The sequence below is a fragment of the Capnocytophaga canis genome (assembly GCF_043187445.1).
In the GTDB taxonomy this organism is placed as follows: Bacteria; Bacteroidota; Bacteroidia; order Flavobacteriales; family Flavobacteriaceae; genus Capnocytophaga; species Capnocytophaga canis.
In genome coordinates this window covers 2,467,501-2,486,719 of sequence record NZ_CP171121.1, presented here as the reverse complement: position 1 = coordinate 2,486,719, position 19,219 = coordinate 2,467,501, and the positions used below count along the sequence as shown (strand labels likewise).

Sequence of the window (19,219 nt, the reverse complement as noted above, 5' to 3'; positions counted from 1 at the left end):
TTAATTTTTCTTTAGTAAAAGCAATATTGGTAAACAACCCACAAATCTACTAAAAAAACGGAAATCGCACGATTTTTTTTATTAAATTTATCAACTAAAACCAATATCCTATGTTAAGTAGCCAAATTGGTTTTTTAAGTTCCGGCGAATAGGTAAACTTCAATTCGATGGGCCCCAACACACTCTGCAAGCTATAACCAATCCCATAGCCTGAAAAATCAGGAGAAGTTTGCCAATTTAGACTTTGGAATAGCTCATTATCTACTTTAGCGACATTTCCGTGTAACAGAATGTGATGTTTTCTGTAATGGTTAATGTCTAAGGTAATATCTGCTTTTAGAAAATTTTTTCCTCCAAAGCTCAAAAAGTCATATCCATAGAAAGGAATATAATTATTTGATGCATTTTTATTGTAGCCTCCAAAGAAATAATCTAACGTGTGAATTCCTTCGGCGTTCCCCAAAGTGAATCCTCCATCGAAAGCCAATTTTGCTGAAAGCCTAGGAAATAAAGGTATTGCAAATGATAAACTTGCTTTAGTCATTGAAAATTGATTGAATTTCTCTGGAGTTTTTCCTAATAAATAAAGATGAAACATAGCGTCAAAATAGACACCTCTACGTGGAAAAAAACTATTGTCAAAAGAATCGTACTTTATGTAGCTATAAGCACTTCCAAAGTTTGATTTTTCTTTGTAGAGGGGTGTGAAATCTTCTGTGAAGAACACTTGTTCTGTTTTAAAACTTATGTCTCTGTTTTCAATACCAATACCCGCTACAAACCCATTTCCTAATAACGTTTGAAAATAAAACTGATTTACCCAATCATAAGCATCCAAATGTAAACGGTTAAGCTTAGACCCTTCAATACTGTATTTTGAGATTCTGTCGGGGTGTATTTTTCTATAAAATTGATTGAATTTAGAACGAAATCCGTAACTAGTGTAATATCCTTTATCTACAAAATAATCAAATTGATACCTGAAATTATCCCCTAAAACCACATCTACGGAGAAAAAATCGTCGATTTGAAATAAATAGTGTTTGGTATAATTCATTATGAAACCTGTTTTGAATAAATTATCATAATGTAATCCAAACTTGACGAAAGTGCGTTCAGGATTTTCTCGCAATAAGAAATCAATATGTTCTCCTTCATCGGTATAACGAATTTGGTGATGTACCGTATGAAACTTATTGGTAGCCATTAAGTTATCTATTCCTTCATTCAAATCTTGAAACGAGATTTTTCGCTCTAATTCTTTCAGATAAAGTTTTCCTCGCAAATAGCTACGAGAATAATGCTCATTACCGTGAAAATGAACTGCTTTAACATATATAGAATCTATTTTTTTTATTTTTTCAGGAGTTCGTTTCTCCTTTTGTTGGGAAGCTATTTCTCTAAGTTTTTCTATTTGGTCAAACCCAGCTTTCTCTCCTCTTTTGATGATTGCACTACCTCTGTCAAAGGATATGACATTAAATCCAACAATATTTGGTTTTATGTAAACATCTGTCTTTGCTATTTTTTCGGGCATATTCCCATACATTGCAAAAGCATTGACCTGTGATAATACACCAAAAGCGGAATTAATTTCCTCTCGTGTTTGAAACGGACTTTGCACATCAACTCCAATGATGATATCCATTCCCTTTGCTTTTACTTCATCTATAGGATAATTGTTTAATGCTCCGCCATCTGTCAATAAATCCCCATCAATCTCAACTAAATCAAACAATGAAGGAAACGCACCACTTGCCATAATAGCTTTAGGCAAAAAACCACTTTCCAAAACTACTTGTTTTCCCTTTTCAATATCGGTAGCAATGCACAAAAAAGGAATTGATAGTTTTGAAAAATCAAACGTATCTCCAATTGGATATAAGAGTTTAACAAACTCATTATAAATATTTTGACCTTTTGATACTGAACGTGGAATCCCAATTTTTAAATTATTAAAAGGTAGTGCCAAAGCATACCTGTCATAAATAAAACGTTCATGCAACGATTTGGCTCGGCGTGATGTTTTATCATAAATCAATTTATCGAAATCTAAACGATGAAAGATAGAATCCAATTCATTTGCTGAATATCCTGTAGCATACATAGCCCCCACAATTGCTCCCATACTTGTTCCTCCGATGTAATCAATGCGAACTCCAGCTTCTTCAATAGCTTTCAAAACACCAATATGAGCCAATCCTTTCGCTCCTCCCCCACTCAACACTAAACCTACTTTAAGGTCTTTATCCGTTTTTTTTTCTTGTGAAAAAAGTACGTTGACTATACAACATATAAGTAATACGTATATTTTATATCTCATTTTACTTCTATTCAATTTTTATTGCACTTCCGAATTTAGGAAGGCACTCAACGGCAAATTTACGATAAAAATCAATACTAAACTAAAATATAGAATTAATTTTCATAAAAGCACAATCTATTGTTAATAAGCATGTTAACCCATCAATAAATAAAAAAAAACAAAAAAAACATCATTAATACAATAAAAATACGTAACTTCGTAACTTGATTGATAATAGATATTTTTGACAAATAAATATTTTTAAAGATGAGTAAATACGATATTATTGTATTGGGAAGTGGGCCTGGTGGTTACGTAACCGCAATCCGTGCTTCTCAGTTAGGTTTCAAAACCGCTGTTATTGAGAAAGAAAATTTGGGAGGTGTATGTTTGAACTGGGGATGTATCCCAACAAAAGCCTTATTAAAATCAGCTCAGGTATTTGAATATCTGAAACATGCTTCTGACTACGGACTTTCGGTTAAGGAGTTCGATAAAGATTTCTCAGCAGTGGTACAACGAAGTCGTAATGTAGCTGATGGAATGAGCAAAGGGGTTCAATTCTTGATGAAAAAGAACAAGATTGACGTCATCGAAGGATATGGAAAAGTGAAGCCAGGTAAAAAAGTGGAAGTAAAGGACAAGGATGGTAAAATAACTGAATACAGTGCTGACCATATTATCATTGCTACCGGAGCTCGTTCGCGTGAATTACCAGCTCTTCCACAAGATGGTAAAAAAGTGATTGGATATCGCCAAGCTTTGACTTTACCTGCTCAACCTAAAAAAATGATTGTTGTAGGAAGTGGTGCTATAGGAATTGAATTTGCATATTTCTATAACTCAATGGGGACTGAAGTTACTATTGTGGAATTCATGCCAAACATCGTTCCTGTGGAAGATGAAGAGGTGTCAAAACAATTAGAACGTAGCTTCAAAAAATTAGGAATTAAAATATTGACATCTGCTGAAGTTACCAAAGTAGATACCTCAGGTGAAGGAGTGAAAGCTCATGTAAAAACAAGTAAGGGAGAAGAAGTACTTGAGGCTGATGTAGTACTTTCAGCCGTTGGAATCAAAACCAACATCGAAAATATCGGTTTGGAGGATGTAGGAATCGCTACGGACCGCGATAAAATTTTGGTTGACAAATACTACCAAACCAATGTTCCAGGATACTATGCCATTGGAGATGTAGTTCCAGGACAAGCCTTGGCTCACGTGGCTTCGGCGGAAGGAATTTTATGCGTTGAGAAAATTAAAGGTCTTCACGTAGAGCCAATTGACTATGGCAACGTTCCGGGATGTACATACTGTACCCCAGAAATTGCTTCAGTAGGACTTACTGAAAAACAAGCTCGTGAGAAAGGTTATGACATAAAAGTAGGAAAATTCCCATTCTCAGCATCAGGAAAAGCAAAAGCTGGAGGAAATTCAGATGGTTTTGTAAAAGTAATTTTCGATGCGAAATATGGGGAATGGTTGGGTTGTCATATGATTGGAGCAGGTGTTACTGATATGATTGCAGAAGCAGTCGTGGCTCGTAAATTGGAAACCACCGGACACGAAGTGCTAAAAGCAATTCACCCACACCCGACGATGAGTGAAGCTGTTATGGAGGCCGTAGCAGCTGCTTACGACGAGGTGATACACATCTAATAATCAAATAATTTTACTATATAAAACTTCGATTATCTAATTTTTGGAAAATATCCAAATAGGAAAATCGAAGTTTTTTGTAGTATAATAAAATTACACCATCAACCGTCTATACTTCAGCTTAATACAACTGTTATACACTACATCTATAACCTAATTTTGAATCCTAAACCTATCAAAACATCTACTCTGAAATAAAGATTTTACTCCGAAAGCATTTCAAAAAACTTCTTTTGCAAATCAGATTTAATGGTGTATCTTTGCCGTTTTCAACTCAATAATCATGCTTTCAGTAAACGGATTAGCCGTAGAATTTGGCGGCACTACACTTTTTTCGGATGTATCTTTTGTTATCAATCCAAAGGACAGAATAGCCCTTATGGGAAAAAATGGGGCAGGAAAATCGACACTACTCAAAATACTGGCTGGTGTGCGTGAACCTTCAAGAGGAGGAGTATCGTATCCCAAAGATTTCACCATTGCCTACCTGCCACAACACTTGATGACCAATGATGGTCGTACCGTATTTGAAGAAACTGCTCAAGCATTTGCTCATCTGCACGAAATGGAAAAACGTATTGAAGAACTCAATAACGAGCTTACGGTTCGCACAGATTATGAGTCCGACGAGTATATGAAACTTATTGAAGAAGTATCGGCTTTGAGCGAAAAGTTTTATAGCATTGAGGATACAAATTTCGAAGCTGACATCGAAAAAACACTGCTTGGACTGGGTTTTACACGTGAAGATTTTCAACGTAAAACAGAAGAGTTTAGTGGTGGATGGCGCATGCGTATTGAATTGGCTAAATTACTTTTGCAAAATCCCGATGTATTACTTTTAGATGAACCTACCAACCACCTAGATATTGATTCTATCGAATGGTTCGAGGATTTCTTAATAAACAGTGCCAAAGCGGTAGTGTTAATTTCACACGACCGAGCTTTTGTGGATAACATTACTAATCGGACTATAGAAGTTACAATGGGACGTATTTATGACTACAAAGCTAAATATTCTCACTATTTAGAACTCCGCAAAGAACGCAGAGCTCAACAACAGAAACAATTTGAAGATCAACAAAAAATGATTGCTGAAACCAAGGAGTTTATCGAACGTTTCAAAGGTACGTATTCCAAAACCCTACAAGTGCAATCACGCGTAAAAATGCTGGAAAAATTAGAAATCATTGAAGTTGATGAAGAAGATACATCAGCTCTTAGGCTAAAATTTCCACCATCACCACGCTCAGGAAATTATCCTGTAATTGCCGAAGACATAGGCAAGTCATATGGAGATAAGAAAGTATTCTCCCATGCCAATTTCACCATTAAAAGAGGTGAAAAAGTAGCCTTAGTAGGGCGTAACGGCGAAGGAAAATCGACTTTTGTTAAATGTTTAATGCAAGAAATTGAGCATGAAGGAACACTCACACTTGGGCACAACGTACAAATAGGTTATTTTGCTCAAAACCAAGCATCTTTACTTGATGAAGAATTATCTGTATTCCAGACCATTGACGACATTGCTAAGGGTGATATTCGTACCAAAATTCGCGATATACTCGGAGCTTTTATGTTTGACAAGGAAGCCAGTGAAAAAAAGGTAAAAGTACTTTCAGGCGGAGAACGTACCCGCTTGGCGATGATTAAATTATTACTCGAACCTGTAAATTTACTGATTCTGGATGAGCCTACAAACCATTTAGATATGCGAACTAAAGACATACTAAAACAAGCTTTGAAAGAATTTGATGGCACACTAATAGTAGTTTCACACGATCGTGATTTCTTAGACGGATTGGTTAGTAAGGTTTACGAATTTGGAGGCGGTCGCATCATAGAACATCTTGAAAACATTTATGGTTTCTTACAAAAGAAAAAAATGGAAAATCTCAAGCAAATTGAAACTAAAAAATAAGGAGCTCTTTAAATAAAAATCAGCACTATGGAAAAATATTTAGCACAACTCAATGATGCTCAACGAGCCCCCGTACTACAAAAGGAAGGGCCTCTGATGGTTATTGCAGGAGCTGGATCTGGAAAGACAAGAGTTTTGACCTATCGCATTGCAAATTTGATACATCTGGGGGTAGACGCCTTCAATATATTGGCATTGACTTTTACCAATAAAGCAGCCAATGAAATGAAAAAACGTATTACCGAAATCGTAGGCAATGAGGCTAAAAATCTGTGGATGGGGACGTTTCACTCTGTTTTTGCTAAAATTTTACGTATTGAAGCTGATAAATTAGGATATCCTCAAAATTTTACAATTTATGACACCCAAGATTCACAACGATTGATAAACTCGATCATCAAGGAAATGGAATTGGACAAGGATGTCTATAAATACAAGCAAATTCAATCACGAATCTCATCTTTCAAGAATAATTTAATCACCGTTAGAGCATATTTTAACAATCCCGAACTGATGGAATCCGATGCTATGTCAAAACGTCCACGCATGGGGGAAATCTATCAGGCTTATGTGGAACGTTGCTTCAAAGCGGGAGCTATGGATTTTGATGATTTACTACTGAAAACCAATGAGTTACTAAACTTGTATCCAGATGTATTGGCAAAATATCAACAGCGTTTTCAGTATATTTTGGTAGATGAGTATCAGGACACCAACCATTCTCAATATCTGATTGTCAAGGCATTAGCTGACCGATTTCAGAATATCTGTGTGGTGGGAGACGATGCTCAGAGTATTTACGCATTCCGAGGAGCGAACATCAATAACATCTTAAACTTTCAGCAAGACTATCAAAACGCTCGGGTCTATCGACTGGAACAAAACTATCGTTCAACGAAAAACATCGTTGAAGCTGCCAATTCGGTAATTGACCACAACAAAACTAAACTTGAGAAAGTGGTATGGACAGCCAACGAATTAGGCGAACCAATAAAAATACACCGTAGCCCCACCGACTCCGATGAAGGGCGTTTTGTAGCGGGATCCATCTTTGAAAATAAGATGAACCTACAATTACCAAATAGTGCTTTTGCAGTACTTTATCGAACCAACTCGCAATCACGCGCTATTGAAGATGCCTTGCGAAAACGCGACATTCCATACAGAATCTACGGTGGATTGTCTTTCTATCAACGTAAGGAAGTGAAAGACATGTTAGCATATTTACGCTTGATTATCAATCCAAATGATGAAGAGGCTTTAGTACGAATTATCAATTTCCCTGCTCGAGGAATTGGAGGAACAACACTTGAGAAACTTACCTTTGCCGCAAATCATTACAAAAAGTCGATTTTTGAAATTATGTACAAAATTAACCAAATCGACGGATTGAATATGAATGCTTCCACAAAGCAAAGATTGACTGACTTTGTGATTATGATACTTAATTTTCAATCACTTAGTAAAACATCCAATGCTTTTGAGATTGCCGAACAGGTGGCTCGAAAAACAGGATTATTACAAGAACTCAAAAAAGACGGTACGCCTGAGGGAATCGCCAAAATGGAAAATATCGAAGAAATGCTCAATGGTATTAAAGATTTTGTGGAGGGACAGGAGGATGTTGCCGATAGCACAGCTTCTTTAGCCGAATATTTGGAGGATGTTGCTTTGGTTACCGACATGGATAAAGACACTGGTGATGATGACCGCGTGGCACTGATGACCATTCACTTAGCCAAAGGACTGGAATTTCCATACGTATATATTGTAGGTATGGAAGAGGATTTGTTCCCTTCAGCGATGAGCGTAAACTCACGTGCCGAATTAGAAGAAGAGCGTCGTCTGTTTTATGTAGCTCTTACTCGTGCGGAAAAACAGGCTTATTTAACCTATGCGGAAAATCGCTACCGTTGGGGTAAGCTATCGGATGCAGAACCTAGCCGATTCATTGATGAAATTAACAACCAATACGTACAGTACCTAACAGCTCCTATAAACAATCCAAACTACCGATACAAACCGCTAATTAACAGAGATATTTTCGGAGAAGTAGATAAAAGTCGACTGCGCTTACAAAAACCTACAAACTCCACCCCTCCCCCTTCTCATGCTCCAACAGGAGATGAACTACAACGTTTACGCAAGCTAAAACCCATCAACAGTGCTTCTGTTAGTAATGGTACTAACCCCAACCAAGGAGTCGCCTTAACCGAAGGAATGCTTGTTTTTCACGAGCGTTTTGGCAGAGGAAAAATCATCTCTTTGGAAGGTATTGGAAGCGACCGAAAAGCAAGTATTGATTTTGAGTCAGGAGGCATTCGGAAAATACTCCTCAAATTTGCAAAATTGCAAGTCATTGAAAAATAGGAAATCTCTTTTGTAATTTGAAAGATAAACGAATTTTATTAAACGAGATAGGAGCTATGTTTCCATGTGGTTTTAAACCTTATAAATGGTTCAGACCTTTTATTAAAATCACACATGGCACAAATCACAGAGAATACAGAAGAGGCTGTCGGATTTTCCTGACAGCCTCTTCTATCTTTAATTAAGTACTCGATTTGTACGAGTCTCTAAACTATTCATTCTCAGTTTTTTCAACTGGTTTTTCAGCAACTTTCTCAATCTCAGCAACGATTTCGAAAGGCAAATCCACAATCACTTCTCTGTGTAAACGCACAGAAGCGTTGTATTTTCCTGCTCTTTTTAAACTGTTTCCTGGAATAGTTACATATTTTTTATCTACTTCATGACCAGCCTTTGCTAATTCTTGAGCCAAATCAGCATTATTAACAGAACCAAATAATTTGCCTCCCGCACCCACTTTTGCAACTATTTTAACAGCCAATCCAGCCAATGCCTGAGCTGTTTTTTTAGCTTCATCAATAATGTGTTGCTCTTTGTAAGCACGTTGTTTCAAGTTCTCTGCTAACACTTTCTTTGCAGAAGGAGTTGCTAAAATTGCCAATCCTTGTGGGATTAGATAGTTACGACCATATCCATTTCTAACGGTTACGATATCGTCTTTAAAACCTAAGTTTTGAACGTCTTGTTTTAGGATAATTTCCATGATGTTGTTGTCCTTTTTACGAATTATGAAGTTAGGCCTCTCGCTGTTGAGAAAACCAACAACTTTTGATTATTATTATTTTTTTGATTATTTCAACAAGTCAGCCACATAAGGCATTAAGGCCAAATGACGTGCTCTTTTAACTGCCGTAGCTACCTTACGTTGATATTTCAAAGATGTCCCTGTCAAGCGACGTGGTAACAATTTTCCTTGCTCATTAACAAATTTCAATAAGAAATCTGCGTCTTTATAATCAATGTATTTGATTCCTGATTTTTTGAATCGACAGTATTTTTTTTGTTTTGAAGTGTCGATATTTAGCGGAGTTAAGTATTTAATTTCTCCGTCTTTTTTTCCTTTTGCTTGTTGCTCGATAGACATTTCTTACGCTTTTTTAATGTTCAACTTTGCTCTTCTTTTCTCAGCCCACGCAACAGCGTGTTTGTCTAATTTAACGGTCAAGAAACGCATTACACGCTCGTCACGTTTAAATTCTAATTCAAATGAACTGATAACTTCACCAGCTGCTTTAAACTCAAACAAGTGATAAAAACCACTTTTTTTGTTTTGAATTGGATAAGCTAATTTTTTCAAGCCCCAATTTTCTTTTGATACAAACTCTGCACCCTTTGCCGTAAGGAAATTCTCGAATTTCTCTACTGCTTCCTTTATCTGTGTTTCAGATAAAACGGGATTCAAAATGAAAACAGTTTCGTAATGATTCATAAAATTATTTTTTGTGTTAAAAATTTGAGGTGCAAAAGTAGTACTTTTTTTACTATCTACCAAATTTTTACGTTTATATTTTTTCTATAAACCCAAATTACATATCGAACATAATCGCAAAAAAAGAAAGAACAAGATTATATCCTGATAAAAATTTAAAAAGTCCTGAAAATGATACTCTCATATTTTAGAGACTAAATGCACTGGACTTAAAAATCATATCGAAGAGTAACCCCTCCTAAAACTCCTAAAGTCGATAAATCAAAATCTTTAGATTTAATCAACATATTGTCAAATCGCCACTTGTTTGAATAAGAAATCTTATAGAAAATATCAGCGTTTAAGTATATCTTAAAACGTTTGTCATTCCAATGGTAGACTCTAAAATAAAATTTGCCTCCAAAAGTAAAATCAGCTTCTTTGCCTTGTATATGAAGTGATGTAGGTGTAACTGAATTTTTAAATTCATAATCTAAATAAATTTCACTTTCTTGATGACCTAAACCAAAATAGGGAGTAAACGTAAAGATTTCATTAGCTATAACATCGTACGTTACACCAAAAGTAGTATATTCATTTTCACCGCTATAATAATGCCCATCTTGGTTTGAGGAGCTACTTAAATTTGCTGATAATGTCCCCAATTTAATTCCCCAGCGGTTGAATCTGAAAATAAATTCACCGCCTCCAGCTAAACCATTTCCTTTATCTAATTTGGCAACCAAAGCAGGATATGATCGACCGACCAAAGCATTGTCTATCTTATCAAAGGAAGTATACACAGGCATTCCAAAAAGGGATGTGACTTCCAAAGAGCGTCCATTTTGTGCAATTGCAAAAAACGGAAATAGCAATATTAAAAATAACTTATACGCTCTCATATCTTAATCGTATTCAAAATTAGGTTTATTTTCACAGGTATACTTTTCATCATTCTTAGATAATTATTATCTCCGAATGGTCTTCGACATTTTTTATACACCCATTCAATTGCAATTCAGGGCAAATGTATGGATATAAAAATATAAATTTGTTAATAAAAAGTTAAATCGTAATTATTAACTATATTTTCGTAATAAACAAAAAGAATATAAATAGCCTTTTTATATTTAAACACCTGAAAATAACATATTTAATAATAAAATAAAGTTTTGTTATATTTCGATACACTTAACACAGATGAAATTTTGAAAGTGTTGTAAAAAGTATGATACCTTTAATAAAGTGGATATTTCTGTCAGGCTGAGCGTAGTCGAAGCCTCGTAATTACAGGGCTTCGACTACGCTCAGCCTGACAATCAAAACTACCATCATACTTTTTATAACACAACCGAAATTTTAAATGTAATTATAAAAAGAGTACAATTATCTCAAATTTAGAACTTATGAATTAATACGTAAAAGAGGCAATTCGTTAAGAATCACCTCTTTCATTAGTCATTTTTCTTTATGTTTTTACATCATTTCCATATCTCCACCTGCATCGTCCATAGTGCGTTGACGCCGTTCTTTAGGTTGTTGTTTCATATTTCCGAAACGATAGGTGAAATTTAACATGATTTGACGTTGTCTCCACTGCATCTCAGAATGTGAAATAACACGCTCAGTACGAGTGTCGGCAATCATTTTACGTGAGTTAAACACATCGCTTACATTCAACGATACGCTCGCCTTTCTGTCAAAAAGTTCTTTACTGAGTGCCAAATTAGCTGAAATAGAGCCTTCTACCTCTGACTGAGCTGATTTTCTTGGTGCTGAATAGTTAACATTTGTTTGAAAATCAATTCCATACACAATCGGCAAACGAGCTGTAAATCGGCTTGACCAAGAGTTAGCCTCGGTATTGAATCGTTGAACGGTTGTTGTATTCAGATAGTTAGTATAGGTGTATTCACCATTTGATTTATAATGATAAAAATTGAAATTCAATGAAAAACGCCAATTTCTTTTAGGAGTATAATTGGCGGTAAATTCTACTCCCGTGCGTGCCTCATCGGATAAGTTGATTGGACGACGCAACATCACTGGCACTAACAATCCATTGACTGTAACGAAATCACCTGTTTCCAAAGAAATCATATCAAAAACTTGGGTCGAATAGTTGTAATATACGGATGAACTTAGCGTCATTTTTTCCCATTTTTTTAAGTGAGAAATCTCAAAAGCATTCGTATAAGTTGGGTCGAGGTCTGGGTTCCCACCGAATAAATTGGTATTACTTGAACGTGACACAAATGGGTTTATAAAACGTGACCACGGACGACGCAAACGACGGCTATAACTCACGCTAACTTGTTGGTCGCCTTCAAACTCACGTCCTACATACACCGAGGGGAACAATCCTGCATACTCTTTGGAATAATTTTCATCAGTATTAACTAACAGTGATTGGACTTTGGTGTGTTCAAAACGTAGGCCTCCCATAAAATTCCATTTATTTACTTTAACTCCCAATTGTGAATAAAAAGCATTTACGTATTGGTCATAAATAAATCGATTGCTTAAATTGTTATTTACTATCAACTTCCCTGTGTTATCCAAAATTCCCATTGTGTAATCGGTATCGTTCTCATCGACTGTTCCTCGATATCCTGCTTCGAACTGTGATTTTTTGTTAGCTCCAAACGGAAGAACATAGTCAATTTGAGCTAAATGCTTATTCACTTTTTCTTTATTGATGGTTTGTTCCACATCTAAATAGGTATTCGATGTTAAGTTATGCTCCGTAATGAGTCCATTTCCTTCTTGATCTGATTTAGAGAATTGATAGTCAGCAGTCAATTTATGACCTTCATCATTGAATTTATGCTCAAAATTCATTGCGTATTGAAAACGTAAATCATCACTTTTCTCAGTGTTATTTCTATAACGTTGCGCTGTCAAAACACGACTGGCGTTATAGTTAAAAAAGTCTGTGTCAGTAATGTTTTTACCGTCATTGGAAACCACTACTACGCTATTTGTAATGGAAGAACGTTCATTGAAACGATATTCAGCTCCAAGATTGAAATTCAACCCTTTACGATTACGGAATGTTTGTCGATTTTCATCTTGGAAGTTAGCGGTTTTTCCTGTTGCATCCAAATTTTCTTGGTTAAAAAGTGTTTTTCCTGGAGATTTTCGATTACTGTAGGATAGATTTCCAAAGAATGTCCAATCTTCTTTTCGTAAACTCAAATTCGTACCCAATTCATAAGCCTCCGGATTTCCAACAGATGCACTTACAGACCCAAAAAGTCCAATAGCACTTCCTTTTTTAAGAATGATATTAATGATTCCTGCAGTTCCTTGGGCATCGTAACGTGATGAAGGATTCGAAATTACCTCAATACGTTCTATAGATTCGGCAGGTAATTGACGTAAAGCTTCATCATTCACACCAGACAAGGCCGAAGGTTTTCCGTTAATGAGAATTTGAACGCTTTCGTTACCACGGAAACTTACCTTTCCTTCCGTATCGACCGAAACGGACGGCACATTGTCCAAAACATCTGAAATTGAACCTCCTTTAACGGTCATGTCCTGACCTACATTGTATATTTTTTTATCTAAATGTAATTCAACTGTGGTACGCTCTGCAACTACTTCCACTCCTTCTAACTGCTCTACATCTGAATGTAGAGCTATGGTACCTAACTTTGTATTTTCTTTAAGGTTGAAATTTTTCACTTCATAATTTTTGAACGAAAAAAACTTGACTTTCAAGGTATACATCCCTTTAGGTGCTTTAATGTGAAATTCTCCTTTTTCATCGGTTACGCCTCCCGTCAACTTTGTTGGATTTTCAATAGGTTCTAAAACAATAGTTGCGTATTCTAAAGGAGTTTTAGAGTCATATTCAACGACCTTACCTGTAATAGAATAATCCTGCCCCCAAATCGTAGTGGTTGCTAAAAATAATAAAAGTACAATTTTCTTCATACTGCCTATGGTTTAATATTCGAAATATAGCTCTTAGACAATAAAAAAATAACAAGGTTTAAACCGATTCATATCTTTTTTATGTTCTGACAACTATTTGTATTCTTTCGCTATCTAATAAACAACTGTATTTAAATAACTTATACTCTAATTAGAATTTTTATAAATTGATATTTTAAGGTTTTATTATTTCATAATCTAACAATTCCTTTCGGATGATACTTTTATTTTTCTAAACAATTAGATAATTTGAAAAAAATTCGTTTATTTTCGTTTCAATCCAAATAGAGATGTTTAAACTATTTTTACACAAGAAATCGATTTAAAAACGAAAAAAAACAAAATTATTGATAAATCATTTTTTTAATAGATCTGATGTAACTATACATCTAATTTTAACATTTAAGACTGTAAAAAAAACAATTTTGAGGATATTTTTCACAAAAAAATGAATCATTTATAAGATTTAAATCAAGAAAATCATAAAAAAAATTAACGTAATTGTTGCTTATTCGACCAAAAAGATTATCTTTGCCTCTGTGTTATTATGTATAACATATTAAAAAAATTAAGTAAAACTTTAAAAACTAAATGTTGCAATGAAAGGAAAATTTCTAAAACACATTTTGATTATGTCATTATGTTTCTTTCTTCAAGGAGTTTTTGCTCAGGAGAAAGAAGTTAGTGGGGTGGTAACTTCATCAGATGATGGAATGCCAATTCCTGCCGTGTCGGTTATTGTAAAAGGCACAAACCGTGGTGTTGCCACCGATTTTGATGGAAAATATACCATCAAAGCCAACGAGGGAGAAATTCTTCAATTTATCTCATTAGGTTTTACAACCGTTGAGAAAAAAGTTACAGGGGGGGGTAAATCATTGATTATCAACGCTTTAATGAAAGAAGAAGCAAACCAATTGGAAGAGGTTGTTGTTACGGGATACGGAGGAACTCGTGAGAAAGCCAAATTAACAAACTCTATTGCCACAGTAAAGGCCGAAGTATTGGAAAAGGGGTCATTTTCAAACCCTGCACAAGCATTATCAGGGGCTGTTGCAGGATTGCGAGTAGCACAAACTTCGGGTAAACCTGGATCCATCCCAACATTAATTCTACGTGGAGGTACAAACCTAAACGGTTCTGGTTCTCCTTTAGTCATTGTTGACGGGCAAGTTCGCGGAGGTTTGAATGACTTAAACCCCAACGACATCGAATCAATGGATTTATTAAAAGATGCAGGAGCCACAGCAATTTACGGAGCAAGAGCCAACAACGGGGTTATCCTTGTAACGACAAAACGCGGTAAAGTAGGTTCTTCTTCGATGAACTTGAGGATAAAGCACAGCTTTGACTATATGAATCGCCAGCATGAATTTTTGGACGCACGCGATTATCTACATTGGCAAAGAACCGCCGTTTATAACACCTCTCGTATCTATCAGTTAGCGGATGGCACTTGGAAAGGATATTCGAATGCTAACTCTTTGAATAATGTAGGTCCTTACGGAATAGGAAACCTGCATTTCCATCCAAGAACAGGTGAATTGATTGACCCTAATGTTTACTCACAAGCGGTTTGGTCTCCGATGTTATTAGAGCGATTGTCAGATTCTCAAAAACAAACATTGCTTGGCGAAGGATGGCAAACCATGATGGATCCCGTAACGGGAAAAGAAATTATCTTCTCTAATTTTGATCGTTCAAGCACAGCATTCCGCCCATTTGCTCTAACAAGAGATTATACATTCTCAATGACTGGCGGTAACGAAAAAGGAAAATACTACGCAAGTTTAGGATATTTTAATCAAGAAGGGTTGCCTGTAAAAAACTGGTACAAACGCTTAAATGGTACGTTAAATGCTGAATATCAATTAAGACCTTGGCTAAAATCAATCAGTAGTTTTTCTATTGCTCATGCTACTTGGAATAATAACATCAACGGAATGGGTGATGACCGTTATTTTGGTCGTATGCTTTCTGCTCCTCCTACACAGAAAGAATATGTTGATGGACAATTAGTACTGGGAAGAGATGTTCAAGACGGAAACCCATGGATCTACGATGGGAAATTCATTCGCAAAAACAATACCGATAAATTTAACTTAGGACAATCGTTCAAAGTGGATTTATTGAAAGGACTTTCTTTCACATTGAATGGTTATGTGATGTTTGACGAGGGAGTTTACGAATCTTTTGACAAGGACTATTTAGATAGACCTAACTCAATAAACAAAACGCGAAGCTCTTCAGCCTCTTTTGGAAGAACGATTCGCCAGACCTATAACGGTATTTTGAACTACAAAGTGTCATTAGGCTCTCATAACTTAGATGCTATGGCGGGATATGAATACTATGATAACTACCACATGGGGTTCTCTGCAACAGGTGAAGGAGCTCCTACCGACGACTTTATGGATTTATCTCTTACATTAAGTGAAGAAGGAAAACGTCGCATTGATTCAAACCATAGTAATAATCGTATCAAATCCTATTTCGGTCGCTTAAATTATGACTATGACGGAAAATATATTTTATCTCTCACACTTCGCAGTGATGGATATTCAAGTTTGATTGACAATCGTTGGGGTACATTCCCTGGAGTTTCAGGAGGATGGGTAATTACCAAAGAAGATTTTGTTTCTGACAGTTTCAAAAATATACTTTCGTTTGCAAAACTTAGAGCCAGCTTTGGTTTGAACGGTAACGCTTCAGGCATTGGACCCTACGATTTACAAGGTAGCTACCGAACAGGAAAATACAAAGGAGAAACAGGCTTTCACTTAGGAGATTTACCTAACACAGGGTTGCGTTGGGAAAAATCAAGAACCTTTGAAGTAGGGGCTGATTTAATGTTCTTAGAGAACCGTTTGTCAACAAACATTACATTTTATGATCGTTTGACCGAGGATAAATATGCGAATATCGGTCTTCCTCATTCTTCTGGTATCACAGCTATCAGAACCAATAACGGAGCTTTCAGAAATAGAGGTATTGAGTTTGAAGCCAACTTCAAAGCCATTAACAAAGAAAAAATGAAATGGGACATTGGACTAAATATAACTCATAACAAAAACACTGTAATTAAACTACCTAACAATGGCTTAGAGAGAAATCGACAAGGAGCTTTTGAGGTGTATGACGGAACTACAGGAAATAAAATTTGGGTAGGCGGTTATCAAGAAGGGCAAACTCCAGGAGACTTGTACGTATATGAAGCCTTAGGTATTTACAAAAATGAAGAAGAAATTAGACAGTTAGCAAATAACCTAATAGATGAATCTATCGGGGGGTATGGTAGCGATAACAAAAAATTGTATGGCCCTGCTGCTTGGGAAGCCCTCAGTGAAGCCGAAAAATCAGCATCAAAGGTTAAACACCTCCCTATTCAACCAGGAGATGTGATTTGGAAAGATGTGAATGGAGACGGAAAAATTGACCAATTCGATAAAGTCAAAGTAGGAAATATATTCCCTAAATTCACAGGAGGTATCAATACCACATTCTCTTATGAAAACATTCGCCTTTCAGCTCGTATGGATTATGCCCTTGGATTTAAGCAATTGATAAGTGAAATTGGAAGTTTACCTTGGTTTATGGCAAACGCACAAGGTTCATTCAACACAGTAACCGAAGTCAAAGATTCTTGGACACCTGAAAACCCAAATGCTAAATATCCCCGTTATGTATGGGCTGACCAATTAGGAAAAAGAAATTACACCCGTGATACAAGCATGTTCGTGTACGAAGGAAGTTATTTAGCTTTCCGAGAAATTTCATTAGCATATGCTTTCGATAGCGATTTATGCAAATCATTATCATTAAATGGCTTGGAAGTTTCTTTAACTGGACAAAACTTGGGATATTTGACACAATCAAAAGCCTATTCTCCTGAGGCTTTAGGAAGAACTGCAAATAATTATCCTTTACCGCGAACAGTAATCATTGGTTTAAACTTGACTTTTTAAAATTTTAGCAAGATGAAAGTATTTAAATATTTAACAGTATTGACTTCCTCATTACTATTAACCGTATCGTGTAACGATTTGGATTTAGGTCCAGAGGACTACTATGGAAGTCAGAATTTTTGGAAAACAGAAGCCCAAGCAAAAGGTTATATGCTGGGGCTGCACAGAGAACTACGAAGTAACTACGTAAATTACTGGTTATTAGGAGAAGCTCGTGGAGGAACTCAAATCACCACAAGTACCTCTCTGGCCAACTCAGTAAGTTACTCGGCAATTAAATCTCAAAACTTAACCAGTGCTAACACAGGTGTAGCAAATTGGGTTGGTTTTTATGGTAATATTTTGCGAATCAACTGGGCTATTAAACAGGTTGAAAATGCTAACTATCTGAAAGACACAGACAAACAACTAATGTTAGCTCAATCATATGGTTTAAGAGCATGGTATTATTTTTGGTTGTACAGAACTTACGGAGGTGTTCCTATGAACAAAGAAACCAAAGTACTTGACAAAACACCTGAAAATGGAATTGATTTGTACACTCCAAGAAGCACTCCAAAAGAAATTTTGGATCTCATCAAAGAGGATATTGCAAAATCAGAATCATATTTTGGAAATTCAACTGCTTTGATAAAATCACAATGGAGTATCTATACAACAAAAATGCTGAAAGCTGAGGTTTATTTATGGTCAGCAAAAGTAACAACAGGTAATCAAACTCCCGCAGAAACAGATTTAGCCACTGCTGAGAGTGCATTAAATTTTGTTAAAAACTCAGGACGTTTCAGTTTATTACCTTCGTTCAGCAATGTATTTGCTCATAACAACAAAGAAAACGCAGAGATTATTTTCTCAATGCCTTTCCTTGAAAATGAAGCGACCAACCACTTTAGTCAGTTTATGTATAATCCAAACGATTTTAATAGTAAATTCAAAGCTGACGGAACTCCAATCCCTACCAATGATCCGTTAAACATTGCATCAGGTGCGGGTGTATTCCGTAACGAATATATTTTCCCTCTTTTCGAACAATTCGATATTGCTGACTCTCGAAAAACAGCTACTTTCTATGATTTCTACGGAACCGCCACAGGCGGAGGACGAGGCATTGTGCTAACTAAATACATGGGCTTTATCAACACGAGTGGAAAACGTATTTGGTCAAGTGATATTCCTGTTTACCGCTACTCAGATGTTCTTTTAATGCTTGCTGAAGTTGAAAACAAAAAAGGAGGAGACCCTGCTCAATATATCAATCAAGTTCGCAAAAGGGCGTATGGTACGGCCTATAACGCAACTGCACATGGGTACACCAATGGTAGTTTTGCTGAAAATGAATTAGCTATTTTGAAGGAAAGAGATAAGGAATTTGTAGCAGAAAATAAACGTTGGTTTGACATCATTCGTTTACAAGATGCATCAGGAAAACCACTGGTTTTCTCAACAGAAGCTAATTACGATAGCTCTACTGCTCCTATTCTAAACCCAAGCACTGAGGCTCATAAAGTATTATGGCCAATAAACAAAGGAGTAACTGACACCGACCCAGAAGTGGAACAAACACCAGGCTACTAAAAACATATTAATTAATAATTACTCTAAAAAAGAGGCTGTCCCAAAACTATCAGACAGCCTCTTCTTTTTTATTG

General features: G+C 36.0%; 11 protein-coding genes. 5 read left to right on the top strand and 6 right to left on the bottom strand.

The features are described 5' to 3' along the window. Positions 1-94 precede the first annotated feature (94 nt). Positions 95-2,323 (bottom strand): patatin-like phospholipase family protein, encoded by a 2,229-nt coding sequence (locus tag ACF3OB_RS10560; RefSeq protein ID WP_042005749.1) that lies wholly within the window; start codon positions 2,321-2,323, stop codon positions 95-97. Positions 2,324-2,572: 249 nt separating this feature from the next. Between ACF3OB_RS10560 and lpdA the strand changes: the two genes are divergently transcribed. From lpdA to ACF3OB_RS10545, 3 genes are all read left to right on the top strand, one after another. Continuing rightward, positions 2,573-3,964, top strand: a complete 1,392-nt coding sequence (gene lpdA, locus ACF3OB_RS10555; RefSeq protein ID WP_095893243.1) for a dihydrolipoyl dehydrogenase — start codon at positions 2,573-2,575, stop codon at positions 3,962-3,964. A gap of 283 nt (positions 3,965-4,247) precedes the next feature. Continuing rightward, entirely contained in the window at positions 4,248-5,885 is a 1,638-nt protein-coding gene (locus tag ACF3OB_RS10550; protein ID WP_392447671.1) for an ABC-F family ATP-binding cassette domain-containing protein, read from the top strand. 27 nt (positions 5,886-5,912) lie between these two features. Further along, entirely contained in the window at positions 5,913-8,255 is a 2,343-nt protein-coding gene (locus tag ACF3OB_RS10545) for an ATP-dependent helicase (RefSeq protein ID WP_392447669.1), read from the top strand. Positions 8,256-8,466: 211 nt separating this feature from the next. Here ACF3OB_RS10545 and rplI read toward each other — a convergent pair whose 3' ends face one another. The 5 genes from rplI to ACF3OB_RS10520 form a co-directional block, all read right to left on the bottom strand. After that, positions 8,467-8,958: a 50S ribosomal protein L9 gene (gene rplI, locus ACF3OB_RS10540; RefSeq protein WP_095893247.1), complete on the bottom strand. Its 492-nt coding sequence runs from the start codon at positions 8,956-8,958 to the stop codon at positions 8,467-8,469. Between the two features lie 87 nt (positions 8,959-9,045). Beyond that, positions 9,046-9,339, bottom strand: coding sequence for a 30S ribosomal protein S18 (gene rpsR / locus ACF3OB_RS10535; RefSeq protein ID WP_042005311.1), 294 nt, complete (start codon positions 9,337-9,339; stop codon positions 9,046-9,048). Positions 9,340-9,342: 3 nt separating this feature from the next. After that, positions 9,343-9,684, bottom strand: a complete 342-nt coding sequence (rpsF, locus tag ACF3OB_RS10530) for a 30S ribosomal protein S6 (RefSeq protein WP_042005321.1) — start codon at positions 9,682-9,684, stop codon at positions 9,343-9,345. Between the two features lie 209 nt (positions 9,685-9,893). After that, positions 9,894-10,565, bottom strand: coding sequence for a hypothetical protein (locus ACF3OB_RS10525; RefSeq protein WP_392447667.1), 672 nt, complete (start codon positions 10,563-10,565; stop codon positions 9,894-9,896). 574 nt (positions 10,566-11,139) lie between these two features. After that, positions 11,140-13,605 (bottom strand): outer membrane beta-barrel protein, encoded by a 2,466-nt coding sequence (locus ACF3OB_RS10520; RefSeq protein ID WP_392447665.1) that lies wholly within the window; start codon positions 13,603-13,605, stop codon positions 11,140-11,142. Positions 13,606-14,204: 599 nt separating this feature from the next. On the opposite strand from ACF3OB_RS10520, the gene ACF3OB_RS10515 reads away from it, so the two are divergent. Beyond that, positions 14,205-17,570: a SusC/RagA family TonB-linked outer membrane protein gene (locus ACF3OB_RS10515; protein ID WP_095893250.1), complete on the top strand. Its 3,366-nt coding sequence runs from the start codon at positions 14,205-14,207 to the stop codon at positions 17,568-17,570. A 12-nt stretch (positions 17,571-17,582) separates the two neighbouring features. Next, positions 17,583-19,145 (top strand): RagB/SusD family nutrient uptake outer membrane protein, encoded by a 1,563-nt coding sequence (locus ACF3OB_RS10510; RefSeq protein WP_095893251.1) that lies wholly within the window; start codon positions 17,583-17,585, stop codon positions 19,143-19,145. Positions 19,146-19,219: the final 74 nt, after the last annotated feature.

What these genes read in the sequence shown, in the direction of transcription:
- rplI (WP_095893247.1), bottom strand. Translation starts at nt 8,958, where the DNA reads ATGGAAATTATCCTAAAACAAGACGTTCAAAACTTAGGTTTTAAAGAC.
- rpsR (WP_042005311.1), bottom strand. Translation starts at nt 9,339, where the DNA reads ATGTCTATCGAGCAACAAGCAAAAGGAAAAAAAGACGGAGAAATTAAA.
- ACF3OB_RS10545 (WP_392447669.1), top strand. Translation starts at nt 5,913, where the DNA reads ATGGAAAAATATTTAGCACAACTCAATGATGCTCAACGAGCCCCCGTA.
- ACF3OB_RS10510 (WP_095893251.1), top strand. Translation starts at nt 17,583, where the DNA reads ATGAAAGTATTTAAATATTTAACAGTATTGACTTCCTCATTACTATTA.
- lpdA (WP_095893243.1), top strand. Translation starts at nt 2,573, where the DNA reads ATGAGTAAATACGATATTATTGTATTGGGAAGTGGGCCTGGTGGTTAC.
- ACF3OB_RS10550 (WP_392447671.1), top strand. Translation starts at nt 4,248, where the DNA reads ATGCTTTCAGTAAACGGATTAGCCGTAGAATTTGGCGGCACTACACTT.
- rpsF (WP_042005321.1), bottom strand. Translation starts at nt 9,684, where the DNA reads ATGAATCATTACGAAACTGTTTTCATTTTGAATCCCGTTTTATCTGAA.
- ACF3OB_RS10525 (WP_392447667.1), bottom strand. Translation starts at nt 10,565, where the DNA reads ATGAGAGCGTATAAGTTATTTTTAATATTGCTATTTCCGTTTTTTGCA.
- ACF3OB_RS10520 (WP_392447665.1), bottom strand. Translation starts at nt 13,605, where the DNA reads ATGAAGAAAATTGTACTTTTATTATTTTTAGCAACCACTACGATTTGG.
- ACF3OB_RS10560 (WP_042005749.1), bottom strand. Translation starts at nt 2,323, where the DNA reads ATGAGATATAAAATATACGTATTACTTATATGTTGTATAGTCAACGTA.
- ACF3OB_RS10515 (WP_095893250.1), top strand. Translation starts at nt 14,205, where the DNA reads ATGAAAGGAAAATTTCTAAAACACATTTTGATTATGTCATTATGTTTC.